At 62.6% G+C, this 21,921-nt stretch carries 14 protein-coding genes, 1 tRNA gene and 3 pseudogenes; 14 read left to right on the plus strand and 4 right to left on the minus strand.

What is annotated here, in order from left to right:
- Positions 1 to 186: 186 nt before the first annotated feature.
- The 3 genes and pseudogenes from ACN0TP_RS13005 to ACN0TP_RS13015 form a co-directional block, all read right to left on the minus strand.
- Positions 187 to 2,688, minus strand: a complete 2,502-nt coding sequence (locus ACN0TP_RS13005; protein ID WP_417219632.1) for an N-6 DNA methylase — start codon at positions 2,686 to 2,688, stop codon at positions 187 to 189.
- Between the two features lie 524 nt (positions 2,689 to 3,212).
- Positions 3,213 to 3,503, minus strand: coding sequence for a hypothetical protein (locus ACN0TP_RS13010; RefSeq protein ID WP_417219633.1), 291 nt, complete (start codon positions 3,501 to 3,503; stop codon positions 3,213 to 3,215).
- A 12-nt stretch (positions 3,504 to 3,515) separates the two neighbouring features.
- A pseudogene (locus ACN0TP_RS13015) lies at positions 3,516 to 3,650 on the minus strand (transposase); the annotation flags it as partial.
- 257 nt (positions 3,651 to 3,907) lie between these two features.
- Between ACN0TP_RS13015 and istA the strand changes: the two are divergent.
- The 14 genes and pseudogenes from istA (at position 3,908) to ACN0TP_RS13085 (ending at position 21,084) form a co-directional block, all read left to right on the plus strand.
- Positions 3,908 to 5,366: pseudogene (gene istA / locus ACN0TP_RS13020) on the plus strand (IS21 family transposase).
- Positions 5,363 to 5,857 (plus strand): ATP-binding protein, encoded by a 495-nt coding sequence (locus ACN0TP_RS13025; protein ID WP_417219634.1) that lies wholly within the window; start codon positions 5,363 to 5,365, stop codon positions 5,855 to 5,857. The pseudogene istA and the gene ACN0TP_RS13025 overlap by 4 nt, the downstream one beginning before the upstream one ends.
- Positions 5,853 to 5,969: an ATP-binding protein gene (locus tag ACN0TP_RS13030; RefSeq protein WP_417219717.1), complete on the plus strand. Its 117-nt coding sequence runs from the start codon at positions 5,853 to 5,855 to the stop codon at positions 5,967 to 5,969. The genes ACN0TP_RS13025 and ACN0TP_RS13030 overlap by 5 nt, the downstream gene beginning before the upstream one ends.
- An 858-nt stretch (positions 5,970 to 6,827) precedes the next feature.
- A pseudogene (locus tag ACN0TP_RS13035) lies at positions 6,828 to 7,055 on the plus strand (TrkH family potassium uptake protein); the annotation flags it as partial.
- A 28-nt stretch (positions 7,056 to 7,083) separates the two neighbouring features.
- Positions 7,084 to 7,647 (plus strand): potassium channel family protein, encoded by a 564-nt coding sequence (locus ACN0TP_RS13040; protein WP_417219635.1) that lies wholly within the window; start codon positions 7,084 to 7,086, stop codon positions 7,645 to 7,647.
- 872 nt (positions 7,648 to 8,519) lie between these two features.
- Positions 8,520 to 10,193, plus strand: coding sequence for a potassium-transporting ATPase subunit KdpA (kdpA, locus tag ACN0TP_RS13045; RefSeq protein ID WP_417219637.1), 1,674 nt, complete (start codon positions 8,520 to 8,522; stop codon positions 10,191 to 10,193).
- Between the two features lie 3 nt (positions 10,194 to 10,196).
- Positions 10,197 to 12,347, plus strand: a complete 2,151-nt coding sequence (gene kdpB, locus ACN0TP_RS13050) for a potassium-transporting ATPase subunit KdpB (protein WP_417219638.1) — start codon at positions 10,197 to 10,199, stop codon at positions 12,345 to 12,347.
- 22 nt (positions 12,348 to 12,369) lie between these two features.
- Positions 12,370 to 12,984, plus strand: coding sequence for a potassium-transporting ATPase subunit KdpC (gene kdpC, locus ACN0TP_RS13055; RefSeq protein ID WP_417219639.1), 615 nt, complete (start codon positions 12,370 to 12,372; stop codon positions 12,982 to 12,984).
- Positions 12,985 to 13,316: 332 nt separating this feature from the next.
- Positions 13,317 to 13,406 (plus strand): K(+)-transporting ATPase subunit F, encoded by a 90-nt coding sequence (gene kdpF, locus ACN0TP_RS13060; protein WP_417219640.1) that lies wholly within the window; start codon positions 13,317 to 13,319, stop codon positions 13,404 to 13,406.
- Positions 13,406 to 15,079, plus strand: a complete 1,674-nt coding sequence (kdpA, locus tag ACN0TP_RS13065; protein ID WP_417219641.1) for a potassium-transporting ATPase subunit KdpA — start codon at positions 13,406 to 13,408, stop codon at positions 15,077 to 15,079. Before kdpF ends, kdpA (ACN0TP_RS13065) begins: the two co-directional genes overlap by 1 nt.
- A complete protein-coding gene (gene kdpB / locus ACN0TP_RS13070) occupies positions 15,076 to 17,223 on the plus strand; it encodes a potassium-transporting ATPase subunit KdpB (protein ID WP_417219642.1) in 2,148 nt (715 codons plus the stop codon). The genes kdpA (ACN0TP_RS13065) and kdpB (ACN0TP_RS13070) overlap by 4 nt, the downstream gene beginning before the upstream one ends.
- A gap of 14 nt (positions 17,224 to 17,237) precedes the next feature.
- Positions 17,238 to 17,852 (plus strand): K(+)-transporting ATPase subunit C, encoded by a 615-nt coding sequence (gene kdpC, locus ACN0TP_RS13075; protein ID WP_417219643.1) that lies wholly within the window; start codon positions 17,238 to 17,240, stop codon positions 17,850 to 17,852.
- Positions 17,853 to 17,854: 2 nt separating this feature from the next.
- A complete protein-coding gene (locus ACN0TP_RS13080; protein ID WP_417219644.1) occupies positions 17,855 to 20,377 on the plus strand; it encodes an ATP-binding protein in 2,523 nt (840 codons plus the stop codon).
- Positions 20,374 to 21,084 (plus strand): response regulator, encoded by a 711-nt coding sequence (locus tag ACN0TP_RS13085; protein ID WP_417219645.1) that lies wholly within the window; start codon positions 20,374 to 20,376, stop codon positions 21,082 to 21,084. The genes ACN0TP_RS13080 and ACN0TP_RS13085 overlap by 4 nt, the downstream gene beginning before the upstream one ends.
- A 660-nt stretch (positions 21,085 to 21,744) precedes the next feature.
- Here ACN0TP_RS13085 and ACN0TP_RS13090 read toward each other — a convergent pair.
- Positions 21,745 to 21,832 (minus strand) — tRNA-Ser (locus tag ACN0TP_RS13090).
- Positions 21,833 to 21,921 lie beyond the last annotated feature (89 nt).

A 21,921-nucleotide genomic window follows, 5' to 3' on the forward strand; every position in this document is an offset into this window, starting at 1 on the left:
GAAGCTCGACCCAGGGAATTCCATACTTGTCGAGCAACGCCAGTTATTGCTCAGTCCGGGGTGAGCGGTGAAGCCTCAAGAGGCCGCACGACGCCGGCGTCGTCAAGAAAACGGACGGACTGGACCGCTTCGCATTTGCACGGTTCGGCTTTTCCTGCCACCGCGGAGCTAGTGCCACCTCATGCCCTAGACACCTTCTGACGCTGCGTCGCCCAGGTTGTGTCCGGCGAATTCATTCCTGGAACCCATGAGAGTGCATTGTCCCTTTTCGATTTGCGCACTTGCCTTTGATTCGGCAGATCGCAATCTCTTTGAAGCTTGCTTCTGTTCAGCAAGCGACATATAAGTGGGGACGACAATAGTCTGCACAGCGTCGGGCGTCAGTTCAATTAGACCCGTAGAGCCCGTGTAGAGCCGGTTGCTCTGAACGCGCCCGAATCCCTCACGCAGGTAGTCGGAAAGAAACTGGGGATCAACTTTCTTCTTATCCACGCGGATAATGGTGATATGGCCATCTGCTACTGCTGGGTCCTTCAACCCGTATAGAGCTGATTTGCCAAGCGTTCCGTCACCGGTGGATGAAAGCAATACGTCCGATTTTTGGACAATGGAACGTGCGGGCATGTCATCGAACAAGGATTTCTCGATCCAGTCGCCGTTGTCGATGATTTCGCCGAAAGACGACACTGAAGAACCGGCTTTGAGGACCATTGCGTATCCATCTTCTCGGTCAACGTAAAGAGCTGCCGAGGGGCTCTTTCCTCGGTCCGTATCGATGAGGTTCAGTTCCTTGATTGTCTTACCGCCCGCAGCCTTCATTGCCTCTATGGTTACGATGATTTCTGGATCCCAGTATTTGAGATCAAGCCGGTAGTGCTCGTCCGCTGCGACTTCCTGGCTAGACACGGGGAAGGCGCGCCACCCGACGCCGTCTATTGGCGCGGTGAGGCCGGCGCGGAATAAAGAGCGAAAATCCTTCTTGAGGTCTTCAAAGTTGAAGCCTCGTAGAGCTTCGCCAGACGGGGCAAACCCTAGAGTCTGTAGCTGGACGAAAGGTATCTGGTATTCATCTTCTTCGTGGTCGCTGGCCTTCGGGTCGATGCGCTCCATGAACAGAACACTGGACTTCACGGTGATCTTGTTCGGCTTGAAGGTAACGGAGGGCAGACTGACTATGCCCTTCATCTTCACGTTCCGCAAGAGCCATTCGCGGACGGGGGCTGCCGACTCTGTATTCAATGCGCCATCGTCGATTACCGTGCAGACGTAACCCCCTACCTTTGCCGAGCGGACCATTTTCTGAAGGAACAGTAACTGCCCCTTTGAAGTCTTGACGGGAAAATCTGCGAGGTCGTCCGCGGGCAGATCAGATTCACTCGTGCCAAAAGGCGGATTGCTGATCACGAGGTCGTATTCGGGCGAGTCGAGGGACCAAAATGGAGCATCTTTGGACAGGCTATTCGCGTGTCCAATGTTCGTATGCCCGTCGCCAGAAATGATCATGTTCATCTTGGCACTGGAAGCGACACCGGCGTTAGCGTCGATGCCGTAGAACGTCTCTTCTTTGATGAGCTTCTTGGCTTTTTTGCCGGAGTCCACTGAGTAGTCGCGTTCTGCTACGCCTGCATCAATTTGGGCGAGGGCATCTTTCATCAAGAACACGAGGAACCCACCGGTGCCGCAAGCCGGATCAATGACTTTCAATGGCTCCCCGGACATGGTGCTTCCGACAATCAGCCTCCGTCCCACCATTTCCAGCATGAGTTCTACTAGCTGGCGGGGGGTGAAGTATTGGCCGAGTTTCTTCCCCTTCAGTGTGGCGCGCACGAAGTATTCGAAAGCAGCTCCCTTGGTGTCCAGTCCGCTGTCGGTAAACGACACCTTCGACAATTCGGTGACCAGGTACTTGTAGGTTGCAGGCTGCTTGATATGCAAACCGCTCGTGATGACCTCGCCGTATTGTTGCCGGCAGTTATCAATGGCAGTGTCGACGAGGGAACGTACCTGGTCGTTATTTGCCGGAGGCATTGCGGCGAGTTCATGGAAGCGGGTGCTATATGGGAGCTTGAAAGTTTCAGTCACATCACCGAGTGCAGCGTCCGATTTTTCCTCGAGGAGCCGAAGGAAGAGCAACTTTGAGAAATCTGAAAAGGCGTTGTCCTCATCCTTCTCGAGCGTCCGAATCTTGCTGTGGCATCTGGCGAACAACGCATTGAGTTGCTTCAGGGGCAACCCGGGACGGAAGGGAAGAGACTCGTCCTGCTCGTTCAGGTTTGAAGTACTCGGAATGTCGCGAAAGCGTTTCATCGTTTTCGCCAGCTTCGAACGGTGAGGCACCATCATTTGGCCGCCCTTGGCTGAAACCAACTGGATTTGCTCGGATGTGGAGGTGTTCCAGAGTTCGAGGTCGACACCATTGGTCACGACGACAAAGGGCACGCCAACGCTTTTGCCATACTTGATCGCCTGGGTTCGATCAGCCTGCACCAGGCGATGTGATTTTCGCTTGGCCTCCACGAGGAACTGCGGCTTCTTGTGACCAGCATTCACAGCTATATCAATGAACTTTTTCGTAGGCTGATCGGTGGTGGCCAGCTCAAACGTCAAGTCGCCGATGCCGTAGCCACGTCGTTCAAGGTAGGGCAAAATCCTCTTGACTACGGTTTCGGTTTCGGTGATACTCGCCACTGTTCCCCACTTCCAAATTGCAACTCAACGGCTCAGAATGAGCCGGGACAGCATCCGCCTAACGAACGCACACCGAGTCTATCCAGGCCGGGAGACTATTGAGGTCAGCGCCGCGATCGGGTTGGGCGAATCATGCGGAAGTAGGCGCGCGGGAGCCAACGTCGATGGAGCGACCGAAGATTGCCTACTCGCTGCGATGCGAAGCTTGCCCCCAATGGCCGACGTTTTCCCATAAAAACGTCCGTCCCGTCTGAATTTAGCCCCCCAGCGCGACAAATTGTATCCGTGTCCGACGCGTCTCTGCAGATTCTTGACAACGCTGCAGGGGACGAATGCAATGGTTGTCGTGGTGGCACTGCACGGCTATCTGTCAAGAAACCCCGCAGCCTATAAGGCGTTGGAGAGTGCCGGTCCGTGCGTGCGGGGTCTCGGTCGGCGCCTTCCCGTTCGACTGTTTGGTGTACAGGGTCGTGGGTGCGCTCCGGTCAGGGCACGCGCAGTGCCTCATGATGCTCCTATTGTTGTCAAGCGTCGATCAGGGTTTTGTGTTCGATCCAGTCCCGGTAGCGTTCGATCGCGTCGTGGTCACGCATTTGTCCGCGTTCGATTCGTTGGATTGTTGTGGGCCAGACGCCGAGCTCCATCGCGGCGGTGGTCATCGTGAGTCCCAATGCGATGCGCAGCGGCTGCAGGTCGTTGGTAGGCGGAGTCTGTCGAGGGTTTCGTAGAACCCGGTAGATTTCTCGGGCAACATAGCGTTTGAGGCAGCGGATCAACTCTTTCTTGCTTTTGCCCTCGGCGGTGCGCTTGATCACGTATTCCCTTGTTCTTCGGTCCCTGGACATGCGCACCAGAACGATGCGGTAGAGCGAGGCGTTCGCCTGTCGGTCACCGCCCTTGGAGAGCCGGTGGCGGCTCGTTTTTCCCGAGGACGCAGGGATCGGCTGTGTGTGATCGACTATTCATAGGCCAGCTCAGCAGGGAAATCCTGCCTAGTTAGTGGCAGGTTTCCTGCCAAAAGAGCGAAAAGAATCCGGCCACGCCATGCCGCGCGAAGTCGCGGGTCGGCATCGCGGAAGATGTCCGCACTCAGTGGCCCGGGTGCCCTTGTCCGGAGTGTTGAAGGACATGGGCCCGCCACCCCCAGATAGGTTCCTTCTGGCGCCGCCATTCCACTAGCTATGGCGCCGGAAGGGCTGGAAAGAAGATGACGGTACCCATGTCCATGCAAGAAGATATCAGGCGCCTTGACGCCGACGGAGTCCCCGCCCGACAGATCGCCCGAACCCTGGACATCAGCTAAGGACTCGGTGGCCAAATACGCCGATCTGGAGGACTACTCGCCAACGCCGCAGGCACCGGCGACCAGGCCCGGTGGCTCGGTGATGACCGGTTTCGCGGAGATCATCGACACCTGGCTGACCGAGGACAACCAGCGCCGACGCAAACAGCGCCATACCGCCAAACGCGTCTTCGACCGCCTCGTCGACGAGCACGGCTTCACCGGCTCCTACTCGCCGGTCCAGCGCTACGTGAAGCGGTTCAATGCCCGCAACCGCCCGGCCGGGGAGGGGCACGCGGAACTGGTCTGGCCGGCGGGAACCGCCCAGGTCGACTTCGGCCAGGCCGAAGCCATCATCGCCGGGATCCGGCAACTCCTGCACGTACTGGTGATCACGTTCCCGTTCTCGAACATGCGCTTCGTGCAGGCCTACCGCGGCGAGACGGCCGAATGCGTCTGCCACGGGCTGCGGACAATCTTCGAGACCATCGGCGCGGCTCCCAGGGAGCTGGTGTTCGACAACGCCACCGGCGTGGGCAGGCGCACAGGGCGGAAGATCGTGGAGTCCAAGCTCTTCAACGCCTTCAAGCTCCACTACCGGACCCAGGCGCGATACTGCAATCCGAACTCGGGCAACGAGAAGGGCAACGTGGAGAACGCGGTCGGGTTCCTGCGCCGGAACCTGATGGTCCCCGAACCCGGAGCCGCGACCCTGGCCGGGCTGAACGAGGTCCTGCTCGCCCGCTGCCAGAACCTGGCCACCGCGACGCACTGGCGCAAGCACCTCACGATCGGGGAACTGTTCGCCGGGGATGTCGCCGCGTGCATGGCCCTGCCCGGGATCGGGTTCGACCCGGTGCGCTACGAGTCGCGCAAGGCCGACAAGACCGGGAACGTCCTCATCGAGGGCAACGCCTACGCCGCCGGCCCGGCGTACCACTCCCGGAACCTTACGGTCGGGTTGCGCCACGACGTCGTGCAGATCCTCGACGAGCACGCCGAACCCCTCGTGTCGTTCGAGCGGGTCTTCGGGAAGCAGTCCGCCACGGTGTTCGAGCCGGCATCGTTGCTGCCGCTGCTGGTGCGCAAGCCCGGGGCATGGTCGCATTCACCGCTGCGCGAGGTGGTCCCGGACCCGGTGCGGGACTGGCTGGACCGGGCAGGGACGGCAGATAGGCGCCGGTTGCTGAACGCGGTGGAGGCCGCGTCCGGTCCTGCCGGGTTCGACTCGGCCATCCAGGCCGCCGAGACCCTGATCCGCCACGACGGAACCCCGGAGCCCGCCGCGTTGGGGATGCTCGCCCGCAGGATCGCCCACGACACCGAACCCGAAGGGGCCGGGGTGGACCTGGGAGTCTATGACAACCTCATGGCCACGACGGGGGAACCGGCATGAGCGGCGTCGAGGTCCAGGACATCATCGACGCCGGGCGGGCCGCGTCCCTGACCGGAACAGTCCTTGAGGAGTGGGCCGCCAAGGGCACCCCGAAACAGCGTGAATACCTCCACGGGCTGCTGCAAGCCGAGCACGCCTCGCGGCAGCAATCACGCCGGCATCGCCTCCTACGCGCAGCCCGGCTCCCGGCACTGAAATCGTTGGAAGGCTATGACTGGTCGGCGGCGAGGTTCCCAACGGACTACGGTCGCGAGGCCCTGGTCTCGCTGGATTTCATCGACCAGGCCCAGGACCTCGTCCTCTATGGGGACGTGGGTACCGGCAAAACCCATCTGGCCATCGCGCTGGCCGCCGCGGCCTGCCGGCAGGGCATCGGCGCGAAGTTCTTCACGACCTCGGCGCTGGTGATGCAGTTGCGCCGGGCCCAAGGACGAGCAACGCCTGGACCGCGAACTGGCCGCCCTGGCCCGCAATCGCGTCCTCGTAATTGACGAGCTGGGATACCTGCCCATCAATACCGAAGGGGCGCGGCTGTTGTTCCAGGTCATATCGGACGCCTACGAAAAGCAGAGCCTGATCCTGACGACAAATATCGCGCTTTAGCCGCTCCTGTGCTGCGGACTGGGCCTACTCCCGGCTCTACAGCAGCGACGCCGAACGGTCTGAGGCGTGCGCCTAATGTCTGCACTACGACAATTACCATCGACACCATTTGGAATCGGCGGCGCAACTCCCATCAGCCGCGATCACAACGACCATGGGAACTACAGCTGGGAAGGGCAAGGGGGCACAGGTCCTGTATAATGCCGTTCTCCACGGAGACCGGAAACAGGTGAACAACAGCCACGAATTTTGCCGGATCCGATATCGCTGCTGGTCAGTCGTCGCTTAGGGCGCGCATCGGGAAATATGCGTGGCATAGTTTATTTAGCGGGCTAAGCGATTCCTGTAGTTGAGCGGACTACACTTCACTTGCTTGTGCCGGTGCATCGTTCCAACACAGTGTGCACAGCAAGTTCCCCAGTTTTTCTCCCTGGCTGGGGCCCTGCTTGTGCCCGCCTTCCTCTGGGGTATGCAGAGCCGGTCTGGTCTCAGGCATCCCGGATCTTTGGTCACAGTGCTCCGAGCAAGCTAACGGTGGCTTGCAGCTTGCTTGCCGATGGCCGATCTCATGGGCGGCCGCAACGGCGAAGACAGCAGGCGCCTGTGGAAACACCTGCCTTGCCCAGGCGGTGCCAACACCTGCTTCCCACGCATGCTGGCAACACCGAGCCGCCCGCTTGGGGCTGCTAAGTTGAATCCATGCATTTTCAGGCTTCGCTGGAAACGGCGGCTGCCACGCGCCCTGTCGCCCGCGCTTGCCTATGTAGCAACGCTGACCAAATGGCTCCACCAGGCCACGCATCGCAAGAACCCCGTCCGCCGGCACAGGCTGAACACGCCGGCCCTGATGCTCGTGGCCAGATCCGCGGCGGGGCCGCGATTAATGTGTTCGACAAACGGCTCTCCCGCGCGGTGCACCGCCAGGCGATCACCGTCGTCTTGCTGGCAATCGCTCTGCTGGTCGGCTCGACCATGGCCCTGATGTTCATCGGACGCCTCGGACCCGTGACCCTGGCATCCGCCCTGGCGCTTCGCAACCGCGCACCCCTGTATGAATACCCCAAGGAAAGTCCCCTCATTGGCTAGGTCACCGAGAACCGGACACATTGCGCCCTTGCCCAAGGATGCCCGCAGCATCGCCGTCATTGGCCTCGGACGGTTCGGTGGGGCCCTGGCACTCGAACTGGAAGCCCAGCGGACCGAGGTCCCGGGCATCGACCTCGACGAGGACACCGTCCAGTCCTACAACGGCCTGCTGACCCACGTGGTCAAGGCCGATGCGACCCGCGTGGAAACGCTCAGGAAATTGGGGGTAGATGAGTTCGACGTGGTGGTGGTCGGTGTCGGAAGCAACAGAGAGGCAAGCATCCTCACGGCCTCGCGCCTGCTCAAGTACGACCACCCGAAAATCTGGGCCAAGGCCATCAGCGAACCACATGGGGAGATCCTGGGCCAACTCGGCATCGAGCACGTCATACGACCCGAACACGACATGGGGAGGCGGACCGCCAACCTGGTGCGGGGAGGAATGCTGGACTACCTCGAAAAAGAGGCTGATTTCGTCATGGTCCGCACCCGGCCACTTGAAGTGGCACAGGACCGGCCACTAGGAGACTTGGGCCTTCGAGACAAGTTCGCTGTCACGATGGTGGCTGTGCGGCATCCGGACACTTGCTAGGAACATACGACAGCCCAGACGGTGCTCTATGCCGAGGACGAGATCATCGTCCATGCGTAAATGGCGGAGAACAGCAAGCGGACTAGTGGAATCATCCGGTATCAGAGCATCATCAGGATGAAGCGGCCGCAGTGCTCAGGGAGCCGACGAGGGGTAGGACCCCTCCCGAGTACCAGGAGGGGATTTCCGTTCCCGTGTTGTTCGATGCTCCACTGGGACGGGTGGCAGGAATCGTAGTGGAGGAGGACTTCTAACCAGGCTTTCAAGCCGCGGACCTCCTTGGCGGTATGGAGTGAGACGCGGGGAATGTTCTCCATATCCGACCAGCGGAGCCCCCGAAGCCGCCTCAGTCGAAAACCTGCACTGTGGCGGTAGCCCAAAGGCGGATATCTGTCGGCGGAACAGCTCATCGCCCTCGGCGGCGTCGAGCCGCCCAACTGGTCCACACGCTAGGCGCCTTGCACTGCGTCCATGCCGACGGCGACTTGGCATCCTGACCGCGGCATTCAATCGCGCTCCGGAGCCCTTTTGGTGTACTCCGTCGGGCCCTGGCCGTATGGAGATCGCGAGGGTTCATCCGAACCATGTATGTATTCCGTTAGACCGCTCGTTGTGGCGGTTCGTCAGGTGTTGGATTGGTGATTGCGCCCCATCACGGCGTACGGCCGCCGCCTGGTGGCCGTCTGAGGAACGGAGCTCACTCGTGCTAGACATCGTGTACATCGCCGGTGTAATCGGCCTATTCATCCTGATCGGCCTCCTGGGTAAGGCGGTGGAGAAGCTGTGATCGTCTTCCAGCTGATCGCCGCCGTTTTGGGGGTCGCTGCGATCGTGTATCTTGTGTTCGCTTTGGTGAAGCCGGAGCGATTCTGATGGTTTGGCTGTTCGCGATTCTCACGTTGGGAACCGTTGCACTGATCCTCGCGGTGCTGTATCGGCCGCTTGGCGACTACATGGCGTGGGTGTACACCTCGCGTAAGGACTGGAAGGTCGAGCTCGGCTTGTACCGGGTGATCGGTGTGGACCCGAAGACGGAGCAGACCTGGCAGGCATATCTACGTGGCGTGCTGGCGTTCTCCGCGGTCGGATTGTTGCTGGTCTATGGGCTGCAACGACTCCAGCAGTGGTTGCCATACTCACTCGGTCTGCCCGCGCCGAGCGAGCCACTGTCGTTCAACACGGCGGCGTCGTTCGTCGGCAACACGAACTGGCAGTCGTATGCTCCGGAGACCACTCTCGGGTACACAGTCCAATTCGCTGGGCTGGCGGTGCAGAACTTTGTTTCTGCTGCGGTCGGCATCGCGGTGGCGATCGCGCTGGTACGTGGCTTCGCGTACCGGCGCTCTGGGACGATCGGGAATTTTTGGGTCGACTTGGTCCGTGGCACGCTGCGTATCCTGCTGCCGGTCGCGGTGATCGGTGCGATCGTGTTGTTGGCCGGTGGCGTCATTCAGAACTTCAACGGGTTCACCGAGGTCACCACGCTTACCGGTGGTTCGCAGTCGATTCCGGGAGGTCCGACCGCCTCGCAGGAGGTCATCAAGTTGCTGGGCACAAACGGTGGCGGGTTCTTCAACGCGAACTCTTCGCACCCGTTTGAGAACCCTGCCCCGTGGACGAACATCGTAGAGATCCTGTTGATGCTGATGATTCCGTTCTCGCTGCCGCGCACATTCGGGCGGATCGTCGGTGACAAGCGTCAGGGCTACGCGATCCTCGCCGTCATGGGCGTGCTATTTGTGGCATCCTTCTCGATCCTCACCGCGTTGGAATCTGCCGGGCTGGGCACCGCACCGCAGCTTGCCGGCGGCGCGTTGGAGGGCAAGGAGCAGCGGTTCGGGATCATCGGCTCCACCCTGTTCGCCACGACGAGCACCGGCACGTCCACCGGTGCAGTGAACTCGATGCACGATTCGTATACGGCGCTGGGTGGGATGATCCCGATGCTGAACATGATGCTCGGCGAGGTGGCTCCCGGCGGTGTCGGGTCGGGCTTGTACGGCATCCTGGTGATCGCCGTGATTGCGGTGTTCATCGCCGGTCTGCTGATCGGGCGTACTCCGGAGTATCTGGGCAAGAAGATCGGCCCACGCGAGATCAAGCTCGCCAGTCTCTACATCCTGGTGATGCCCATCCTCGTCCTCACCGGTGTCGCGTTGAGCTTCGCAATCCCTGGTGTGCGCGAGGAGGTGGAGAACACGTCGATCCTGAATCCTGGCCCGCACGGCTTGTCCGAGGTGTTGTACGCGTTCACATCCGCGGCCAACAATAACGGGTCGGGCTTCGCCGGCCTGACGGCGGATACCCCGTGGTTGAACACCACGTTGGGGCTGGCGATTCTGTTGGGCCGTTTCGTCCCGATCGTGTTCGTCCTGGCGCTGGCCGGCTCCCTCGCCGCACAAGACAAGGTGCCGTCCACGGCCGGCACACTGCCCACTCACCGGCCGCTGTTCGTCGGCTTGCTCACCACCGTGACTGTCATGGTCACGGCCTTGACCTTCTTTCCCGTTCTCACGCTGGGTCCCCTGGCGGAAGGGTTGTTGTAAACCATGTCCACACTCACCTCACCCGACCGCGTGGGCTCAACGGGCAGCGCGACCCCGCGTAGCGCGTTCTCCTGGACGCAACTGCGCGCGGCACTTCCGGGCGCGTTCCGCAAACTCGACCCACGTCAGCAGTGGCGCAACCCGGTCATGTTCCTCGTCTGGGTCGGCGCCGCACTGACCACCGTGCTGGCGATCGCCCAACCGTTCCTTGGCGGTCCCACCCAGTCCGGGGGCACGGCAGTGCCGCCCTCGTTTACCTGGGCGATCGCGACCTGGCTGTGGCTCACCGTGCTGTTCGCCAACTTGTCCGAGGCGGTCGCGGAGGGCCGCGGAAAAGCGCAGGCCGAGACACTCCGAAAGACCCGCACCAGCACCACCGCCCATCGCACCGCCGGCTACGACCCGGCCGCCGACGCCGCCGCGGAGCGCACGGACCTGTCGGACGTGTCCTCGGCCGATCTGCAACTCGGCGACACAGTGGTGGTGGCCGCCGGTGAGCTGATCCCGGGTGATGGAGACATTGTGTGCGGGATCGCCTCAGTGGACGAGTCCGCGATCACCGGCGAGTCAGCACCCGTCATCCGTGAGTCCGGTGGCGACCGCTCTGCGGTCACCGGCGGCACCCGGGTGCTATCGGATCGGATCATTGTACGGATCACCTCCAAGCCCGGCGAAACGTTCGTGGACCGGATGATCGCGCTAGTCGAGGGCGCCCAGAGGCAGAAGACGCCCAACGAAGTGGCCCTGTCCATCCTTCTCGCCTCGCTGTCGATCATTTTCGTCGTCGTCGCGCTCACTCTGAACCCGATCGCGTCCCATGCTGCTGAGCCGGTGAGCATCCCGGTGCTCGTTGCACTTCTGGTGTGCCTGATCCCCACGACGATCGGCGCCCTGCTGTCAGCGATCGGCATCGCCGGGATGGACCGCCTTGTGCAGCGCAACGTGCTGGCGATGTCGGGCCGAGCGGTCGAGGCCGCCGGGGATGTGACGACGTTGCTGCTGGATAAGACCGGCACGATCACCTACGGCAACCGCCGGGCGAGCGAGTTCCTGCGTCTGTCCGATGTGCAGGAGCAGGAACTGATCCGTACGGCAGCGCTTTCCTCGCTCGCCGACCCGACACCGGAGGGCACCTCCATCGTCGACCTTGCCCGGGCGCAAGGAGTCGAGGTCGGTGAGGTCGCGCCGGGCGAGACCGTACCGTTCACTGCACAAACCCGCATGTCTGGGCTGGATCAGCCCGACGGCATCCAGATCCGCAAAGGGGCCGGTTCTGCCGTCATCGGATGGTTGGAGCAAGACGGCACTCGGCTGCCGAGCAGTCTGGTCGCGGAGCTGGAGGAGTACACCGATCAGGTCGCCCAGTCTGGCGGCACCCCGCTGGTCGTCGCGGTCAAATCGTTAGGCACCGAAGGGAGAGTCCTGGGCGTCGTGCACTTGAAGGACGTCGTCAAGGAGGGACTGCGCGAACGGTTCGCGCAGATGCGTGCGATGGGCATCCGCACCGTCATGATCACGGGAGACAACCCGCTGACGGCGAAGGCGATCGCCGCCGAGGCCGGTGTGGACGACTATCTCGCCGAAGCCACACCGGAGGACAAGCTCGCCCTCATCCGACGGGAACAAGACGGCGGCAACCTCGTCGCCATGACCGGTGACGGCACCAACGACGCCCCCGCCTTGGCGCAAGCCGACGTCGGGGTGGCGATGAACACCGGCACCTCGGCGGCTAAAGAAGCCGGCAACATGGTCGACCTCGACTCCGACCCGACCAAACTTATTGATATCGTCCGCATCGGCAAGCAACTGCTGATCACCCGCGGGGCACTGACCACCTTCTCCATCGCCAACGACATCGCCAAGTACTTCGCGATCATCCCGGCGATGTTCATGGGAGTGTTCCCCGGCCTCGGGGTGCTGAACATCATGGGGCTGCACTCACCGGCTTCTGCGGTGCTGTCAGCGATCATCTTTAACGCCATCATCATCGTCATCCTCATCCCGCTCGCACTGCGCGGTGTGAAGTATCGGCCGATGAACGCGTCGAAGACCCTCGGCCGCAATCTCGCCGCCTACGGCCTGGGCGGCATCATCGCCCCGTTCATCGGAATCTGGCTCATCGACCTTCTCGTGCGCCTCATCCCCGGATTCTGACCGGTATAGAAAGAAAAAGACAATGAACACATCCACACGCTCCACCGGACGCACCACCTGGGTCGCGGTACGGGCCATGGCCCTCTTCACCGTGCTCCTCGGCATCGTCTACACCATCACCATCACCGGCATCGCCCAGCTCGCATTCCCGGCGCAAGCAAACGGGTCCATCATCCGTGACGGGGGTAGCCAAGTAGTGGGATCGGCACTCATCGGGCAGTCCTTCGCCGACGATGACGGAGTCCCGCTGCCGGAGTATTTCCAACCCCGGCCCTCAGCCGCCGGTGATGTATATGACGCTGGCGCATCCTCCGGCTCCAACTACGGTCCGGAGAACCCGGACTTGATCGCCGCAATCGAAGACCGCCGAGCACAAGTCGCCGAGTTCAACGACGTGCCAGCGGATCAGGTTCCGCCGGATGCGGTAACCGCCTCCTCGTCCGGCTTGGACCCGCACATCAGCCCGGAGTACGCCACGATCCAGGTGGCACGCGTCGCAGCAGCCCGCAATCTGCCCATCGAGACGGTACGCGACCTACTCGCTTCGCACACCCAAGGTCACGAGCTCGGCTACCTCGGAGAACCGCGCGTGAACGTGCTGGAACTCAACCTGGCGTTAGACGAGCTGGAACGCTGAGCAGACGCCGGGCGGGGACTTCCTTTTCTTCGGAAGGGTCGTTGCACGGCAAATACCGGATCGCCCCCGCCCGTCTCCGGCGAATGCATGGTCGTGGGGGATGGGCCGGGCACGGGCACCGTTTGGATAGTGCGAGGGTTCGGCTGGTTTCCGTATGGATTCTGTTAGGAGCATGGATTGCACACCTGGTGATGGTGTTGGATCGGCAGGGCAGTCCCCGCAGGGGGGCGTTCAACGGGATAGGAGTTGCCGATGCTGGATGTGGTTTACGTGCTTGGTGGCGTTGCACTGTTTGTTGCGGTTGCTGGGCTCTATGGGGCGCTGGCACGGCCATGATTGTCGTGGAGTGTGCCGCGGTGGTGCTCGCTGTCGCAGCTGTCGGGTATCTCGTGGTTGCTTTGGTTCATCCTGAGCGGTTCTGATGGGGTGGCTTCTGGCGGTCGCGACTGGGGCGACGATGGCAGTCCTGCTGGGTGTGTTGTATCGCCCGCTGGGCGATTACATGGCTTGGGTGTTTACCTCGGCGAAGGATTGGACGATCGAGCGGTGGTTGTTCCGTTTGGTGGGGGTGGACTCGAAAAGCGAGCAATCCTGGCAGGCGTACCTGCGCGCGGTCCTGACGTTCTCTGCTGTGGGGTTGGTGGGTCTCTATCTTCTGCAACGCACTCAGCACCTGCTGCCGTACTCGCTGGGGCTGCCGCCGGTGCCGGAGGACTTGGCGTTCAATACGGCGGCGTCGTTCGTGGGAAACACGAACTGGCAGTCATACTCCCCGGAACACACGGTCGGTTACCTCGTGCAAATGGCCGGGCTGTCGGTACAGAACTTCGTCTCGGCGGCCGTGGGATTGGCCGTCGCAATCGCGCTGGTGCGAGGTTTCGCGTCACGGCGTACTGGCACCCTCGGCAACTTCTGGGTCGATCTGGTGCGCGGCACCTTGCGGATACTCCTGCCACTGTCAGTGCTGGCGGCGGTCATCCTGCTCGCCGACGGTGTGGTCCAGAACTTCAACGGGTTCACCGAGGTGACCACCGTCACCGGTGGCACGCAGTCGATCCCTGGCGGTCCCGTCGCCTCTCAGGAGGCGATCAAGATGCTGGGAACCAATGGCGGCGGATTCTTCAACGCGAACTCCGCGCACCCCTTCGAGAACCCTGCGCCGTGGACGAACCTGGTCCAGATCTTCCTGCTTCTGGTCATCCCCTTCGCGTTGCCGCGCACATTCGGCCGCATGGTCGGCGACCACCGGATCGGTTACACGATTCTCGCGACGATGGCCGTGTTCTTCGTGGCCGTGTTCACACTCCTGACGATCTTCGAACTCTCCGGTAATGGGACAGCTCCCCAGCTGGCCGGTGGTGCGATGGAGGGAAAGGAGCAACGATTCGGGGTCGTGGGATCGACGCTGTTCGCGTCGGCGACCACCGGAACCTCCGGTGGCGCCGCGAACTCGATGCATGGCTCCTACACCGCCTTGGGCGGGATGATCGCCATCCTGAACATGCTCCTCGGAGAAGTCTCTCCCGGAGGGGTCGGCGCGGGACTGTATACGATCCTCGTGATGGCCGTCATCGCCGTGTTCCTCACCGGCCTGCTCCTGGGCCGCGCACCTGTGTTTCTCGGCAAACGGATCGGTGTACGCGAACTCAAGCTGACCAGCCTGTTCATTCTCGTGATGCCCACCCTTGCCTTAGTCGGCATGGCGGTTAGCCTCGCCATCCCCGCAGTGCACGATGAGATCGTCGGCACGGCCATGGGCAACCCTGGATCGCACGGGCTCTCTGAGATGATGTACGCATTCGTCTCGGCCGCGATCAACAACGGTTCCGCATTCGCCGGGTTCAACGCGAACACCCCCTGGCTGAACACGACGCTGGGCATCATCATCCTGCTTGGCCGTTTTGTGCCGATCGCTCTGGTGCTGGCATTGGCCGGCTCATTTGCCTCCCAGGACCGGACGGCATCCCAGGCTGCCGAACTGCCGCTTCACCGTCCGCAGTTCGTGGGCCTGCTGGTCGGGGTCATCATCTTCGTCTCGGTCCCCACCTTCTTCCCCATCCTGACACTTGGCCCACTGGCGGAAGGGTTGGGATGACGCTCATACGGCGGTTCAAGCGGGGGGCCGGTCAACGGCGGCTCCAATCGTTCTTGCGGACCTTCGGGTTGCCGCTTCGCGGCGCGATCCGCAAACTCGACCCCCGAGTGCAGCGGCGGAACCCGGTGCTGTTCGTTGTGTGGTGTGGTGCCGCTCTCACCACGGTGGTCGCGTTCGCGGAACCCTTCATCGGCGGCCCGGCTGTCTCCGGCGGCACTGTGCTGCCCCCGGGTTTCAGTTGGGCGATCGCCGTCTGGCTTTGGCTGACACTCCTCGCCGCGAATATCGCCGAAGCGCTGGCGGAAGGGCGCGGTCGAAGCCACACCACGTCCCTTCGGTTGATGCGGGAGAGCACCACCGCGCATCGTGTGCGCCGCTACGACGACACGAACGACCCCGGTGCGCACCGTGCCGACGTTCGAGATGTGAATTCGGCCGAGCTGCAACCCGGGGATATCGTGGTGCTGACGGTCGGGAGTGTGGTCCCCGCCGACGGTGAAGTGGTCTGGGGTATCGCCTCAGTGGATGAGTCGGCCATCACCGGTGAGTCGGCCCCGGTGATCCGCGAATCCGGCGGTGACCGCTCCGCGGTGACCGGTGGCACCAGGGTCCTTTCGGATCGGATCGTGGTTCGTGTCACGGCGCCGATCGGTGACACGGTCGTGGATCGGATGATCGACCTCGCCGAAGGAGCCCGCCGGCAGAAGGCCCCCAACGAGCTGGCGTTAAGCGCACTGCTCGCGTCGTTCTCAATCTCGTTCGTACTCATCGCACTCACGGTCAATACCATTGCTTCCCCGGTCGCCGGCCCGGTGTCGGTTCCGGTGCTGGTCGCGTTGGTGGCCTGCCTGGTACCCACCGAGATCGCCGCGTTGCTGTCGGTGACCGGGATCGCAGGAATGTACCGGCTGCTGCAACGCAACGTGCTCCTGGATTCAGGGCACGCTCTGGAAACGGCGGGAGATATCACCACAGTGCTGCTGGACAAGACCGGAACGATCACCCAAGGCGACCGCCGCGCAACCCGGTTCGTGCCGGTCGCCGGGACCAGCGAGGACGAGTTGCTCCGTGCTGCCGCACTGTCCTCACTCAGCGATCCGACACCCGAGGGCACGTCCACGATCGAGCTGACCCGTCGCCACGGCATCGTCCTCGACACGGACGCGAGCCGCGCAGGCCGCAGCGTGCCTTTCAGCGCTTTGACGCGGATGTCCGGGCGTGACCTGGACGAAGACGGCACCAGTGTTCGCAAGGGCGCGGAGTCCGCGATCCTCGGCTGGCTCAAGCACACGGGCACCCAACAGTCGCGTCCCGTCGTGGACGAGCTCAGGTCTGTGACCGCAGCGATCGCCCGATCCGGCGGCACCCCACTGGTTGTGGCCAGTAAGCCGGGGAACGGGCCGGGCCGGGTTCTCGGGGTGATCCACTTGAAGGATGTGGTCAAAGACACTGTGCCGGCCCGCGTGAATCAGTTGCGGCTGCTGGGGATCAGAACCGTCATGGTCACCGGCGATAATCCATTGACTGCGGCGGCAATCGCGAAAGAGGTAGGGGTAGACGATTTTCTGGGAGACGCCACGCCGAAGGACAAGCTGGACCTGATCAAACGGGAACAGGCGGCCGGGCATTTCGTGGCGATGAGCGGCGACGGCACCAACGACGCCCCCGCGCTCGCACAAGCCGATGTCGGGGTCGCGATGAACACGGGCACCGCGGCGGCGAAGGAGGCGGCGAACATGATCGTCCTCGATGACGACCCGACCAAGCTTGTGGAGATCATCGAGGTCGGTCGGCGACAGATGGCCACCCGCGGCGCTTTGACGACGTTCAACATCGCCAACGATCTCGTCAGATACGTCGCGCTGTTCCCCGCCCTGTTCGTCGGCGTCTTCCCAGGCTTGGGGGCGCTGAACATCCTGGGGCTGCACTCGCCCGCCTCGGCCATCTTGTCGACCGTCATCTTCAGTGTTGTCGTGATCGCCATCCTGATCCCGCTCGCCCTCATCGGCGTCCCCTACCGTCTGACCAACCTCGCCCAAGCATTGAACCGGAACCTGCTCTTCTACGGGCTCGGCGGGATCCTCGTACCCGTTGTGGGGATCAAGGCCATCGATCTCATCGTCGCGCTGATCCCTGGTTACTGAAAGGACTCCCCGAAATGAAGGTCTCTCGTCGCAGTGCGGGTAGGTCGGTGTGGACGGCCGTTCGCATCATGGTCATCCTCACGGTGGTCCTTGGTGTGTTGTACCCGCTGGCGATCACCGGTATCGGCCAGTTGGTGTTCCCCTGGCAGGCGAACGGTTCCCAGCTGACCGACGCGCGCGGCCGAGTCGTGGGCTCGGCACTGATCGGCCAGGCGTTCACCGATGCAAATGGGAACCCGCTGCCGGAGTATTTCCAACTCCGCCCCTCCGCCGCCGGCGACGGCTACGACGCCGGCGCATCCTCCGGCTCCAACCTCGGCCCCGAAAACCCGGATCTGATCGCCGCGATCGCTGCGCGCAGGACACAGGTCGCCGAATTCAACGGTGTCCCCGAGGCCGAGGTTCCCGTCGACGCGGTGACCGCCTCGGGCTCCGGGCTGGATCCGCACATCAGTCCGGAATACGCCGCTATCCAGGTCACACGCATCGCGCAGGCTCGCGACCTGCCCGCCACGACGGTGCGTGAACTGGTCGCCGCACACACCCAGGGTCGCGACCTCGGTTTTGTCGGGGAGCCGAGGGTGAACGTGTTAGAGCTTAATCTGGCATTGGATGAGTGGGAGGGCTGAACATGACTGCACGGGGGCGGCTTCGGGTGCTGCTAGGCGCTGCGCCCGGTGTGGGGAAGACCTACACCATGCTGGAGGAAGGCAAACGACTCCTCGCCGAAGGCAAGGACGTGGTGGTCGCTGTCGTGGAGACCCACGGCCGCGCGGCGACATCGGCGATGACCGAAGGACTAGAAGTCCTCCCGCGTCGCGCTCTCCAGCACCGGGACGTGCAACTGACCGAGATGGACCTGGACGCCACCCTGGCTCGCACGCCCGAGGTCGCCCTCGTCGATGAACTCGCCCACACCAACGCTCCCGGCTCTGAGCACGACAAACGCTGGCAAGACGTCCAGGTGCTCCTGGACGCGGGCATCGACGTGATCTCCACGGTCAACATTCAGCACATCGAGTCTCTGAACGATGTGGTGGAGCAGATCACCGGTGTGCCGCAACGCGAGACGGTACCGGACGATTTCCTTCGCGCGGCCTATCAGATCGAAGTTGTCGACCTGGCGCCCCAGGCGCTACAAGACCGGCTCTCCGGCGGACTCGTCTACCCGGCGGAGCGGATCGACGCGGCACTGTCGAACTACTTCCGACTCGGCAACCTGACCGCGCTGCGCGAACTCGCCCTGCTGTGGCTGGCCGATGAGGTCGACCAGGCGCTCAAGACCTATCGCGCCGAACACGGCATCGACAGCAAGTGGGAAGCCCGGGAACGGGTGGTGGTGACTCTCACCGGCGGTCCGGAAGGCGAGACCCTACTGCGTCGTGGAGCGCGGATCGCTGCGCGATCCGCGGGTGGGGACCTGCTCGCCGTGCACGTCACCAGTCAAGACGGGCTGCGCGTCGCCGACCCGGAATCGCTGGCCCGGCAGCGCGCCCTCGTGGAAAAGCTCGGCGGCACGTATCACCAGGTCGTCGGTGACGATATCCCCATCGCGCTTGTCGAGTTCGCCAAATCCGTCAACGCCACACAGCTCGTCATCGGCGTCAGCCGCCGCAGCCGACTCGCCGCCGCCCTCACCGGGCCCGGCATCGGCGCGACCGTCGTGCGCGAAGCCGGCAACATCGACGTGCACATCGTCAATCACGACGCCGCCGGCGGGAAACTCTCCCTCCCCAAGATCGGCGGAGCCTTGACGTGGAAGCGCCGCATCACCGGATTCGCCCTCGCTCTCATCGGTGGCCCGCTCCTGACCTGGCTGCTGTCTGCCTTTCGTACCGAGGACTCCATCACCAGCGATGTCCTGAGCTATCAACTGCTAGTCGTCGTCGTCGCGCTCGTGGGGGGCATCTGGCCGGCACTATTTGCTGCTGTGATGTCCGGGCTCACACTCGACTTCTTTTTCATCGCACCGCTGTACACAGTCACCGTGACCAAGCCAACCCATCTGGTCGCGCTCGCGCTCTACATCATCATCGCGATCTTGGTGAGCCTCGTCGTCGACCGGGCCGCACGGCTGACCAGGGCCGCACGACGCGCCGCAGCGGAGTCGGAACTTCTCGCCACCGTCGCCGGCAGCGTTCTGCGCGGCCAAGGAGCCATTCAAGCGCTGATCGATCGTGCCCGAGAAGCATTCGGTCTCTCCGGCGTCCGACTCCGGAAAGGGGAAACTGTCCTCGCCACGGCAGGGGAACCTCTGCCCGACGACCGACACACGACTGTGACCATCGGCGACCGTGCGATCCTGGAACTGCACGGCAACGACTTGGAAGCCTCCGAACAACGGCTCCTGGCCGTCCTCGTCGCGCAACTCGACGCCGCACTCGAACACAGCGACCTCGCCGAGACCGCCAGCGAAGTCGGTCCGCTCGCGGCCAACGATCGGGTTCGAACCGCCCTGCTCTCAGCGCTGAGCCACGACCTGCGGCGTCCACTGTCCGCCGCCACTGCCGCCGTCAGCGGCCTCCGAGCCACCCGCAGCATGCTCAACGACAACGACCGCGACGAACTCCTTGCCACCGCCGATGAAAGCCTGACCACTCTCGCCACTCTGATCACCGACCTTCTGGATGTCAGCCGTCTCCAGGCCGGTGTCCTGGCCGTCTCGGTCAGCCCCGTCGATCCCGCGGACACTATCGTGCCCGCACTCGACGAACTCGACCTTGGACCCGACCAGGTGCAACTTGATCTCGACCCCACTATCCCGCCGGTCATGGCCGATTCCGCACTGCTGCAACGAGTGCTCGTCAACCTGCTCGTCAACGCCACCCGCTACACCCCACCAGGCGGCTACGTCCGCATCGCCACCAGCGCTTTCGCCGGACAGGTGGAAATCCGAATCATCGACCGCGGCCCCGGCATCCCCGCCGAGCGTCGAGATGACGTGTTCGTCCCCTTCCAACGTGTCGGCGACACCGACAACACCACGGGCCTTGGCCTCGGCCTGGCCCTCTCCAAAGGCTTCGTGGAAGGGATGGGTGGCACCCTCACCCCCGAAGACACCCCCGGCGGCGGGCTGACCATGGTCGTCACACTCCCCACACCCGAAACGCGGCAGCAACCTGCGGAACCGACCGCGGAAGGAACGCCCTCATGAAGATTCTCATCGCCGACGATGACCCGCAAATCCTGCGCGCACTCCGAATCACGTTGACTGCGAAAGGCTATGAGATCATCACCGCCATCAACGGTGCGGAGGCCATCGCTCTCGCCATCGACCGTCACCCCGATATCTACATGCTCGACCTTGGAATGCCCCAACTCGACGGCATCGAAGTCATCGCGGGCATCCGCGGATGGTCCACCGCCCCGATCCTCGTCGTCTCCGGTCGTACCGGTGCGGCCGACAAAGTCGAAGCGCTCGACGCTGGGGCCGACGACTACGTGACCAAACCTTTCTCCATCGAGGAACTCCTCGCCCGCATCCGCGCTCTCACCCGCCGAGTACCCCAACACGAATCGGACCCGACTGTGACACTCGGTGATGTCACCATCGACTTGTCGTCCCGGAACGTCGTGAAGAGCGGCCGGGGCCAGACGCAGCGAGTCCGGCTTACCCCCACCGAGTGGCAGGTACTCGAAGTCCTCATCCGCAACCCCGGCAAACTCGTCACCCGGCAGACTCTTCTCACCGAGATATGGGGGTCCGAGCACATCACCGATACCGGCTACCTGCGCCTGTACGTCGCTCAATTGCGCAAGAAACTCGAACCGAACCCGGGCACGCCGCGGTATCTGATCACCGAAGCAGGCATGGGCTACCGTCTGCTGACGGACCAGGACAACCTCAGGAACATGGATTGATGGAATTTCTGAACTGCGGCAAGCGAGCGGACGAAAACCGCCTGACGATCAAGAGCACTGTGTACAAAAGTCCCGCATCTATCCCGCAGATTCAGTGATATCCATCAGAAATCCTTGGAGGACAATGAGAACTCTGACTAGCAACAGCCGAAGATCATGGCAGCCTGCATAAACGCCTGATATGGCGGAACTCTTACTTGAAAGGTCACCGGATCGACGCCGGTCGAGGTCAGGTCCTTGCAGTCGTTCTTTGGAGTGCAGTGACCGCTGCGTCACCAGAGAGGCTTGAAAACGAAGAAGACGTATTGGAATTCCCAGTGTTTTCTATGGGAGTCGGAGCTTCGTTTTGCGGCTACCTCGGCATTCGAACCGTTCAGTTCAACCGTGCAAGCGGGGCTGCTCGGACGGGCAGCTGCCACCGCCGGTACCTCCTACGCGTAGAGCACCTCCGGCCTCGTTTTTGTTGCTTCGGCGTGGGCTATTACGGTCTGGGGGTCGAAAGTTCCCCGCCTGGCGGTGCCGGAAGGAGGAGCGTCGAGGAAGGGCTACCCCGACAATGCGCACTTGAACATAGACCGGGCACCGCCGAAATCTGCACCATAGATGCACCACGAAGTTCCACGGAACGAAGAAAACCCCCGGTTTCCCGGGGGTTTTCACTGGCGGTGACGGTGGGATTTGAACCCACGTTGGCTTTCACCAAACAACATTTCGAGTGTTGCACCTTCGGCCGCTCGGACACGTCACCAGACTGCACTACTGTAGCGGACGACGCCGGGTCGACCCAAAACGGACCCGCTCTGCCTGCAGCAGAATGGGGTGACAGGCCGGGGGAGT

It is taken from the genome of Arthrobacter sp. (assembly GCF_048266065.1).
Classification (GTDB): Bacteria; Actinomycetota; Actinomycetes; order Actinomycetales; family Micrococcaceae; genus Arthrobacter_H.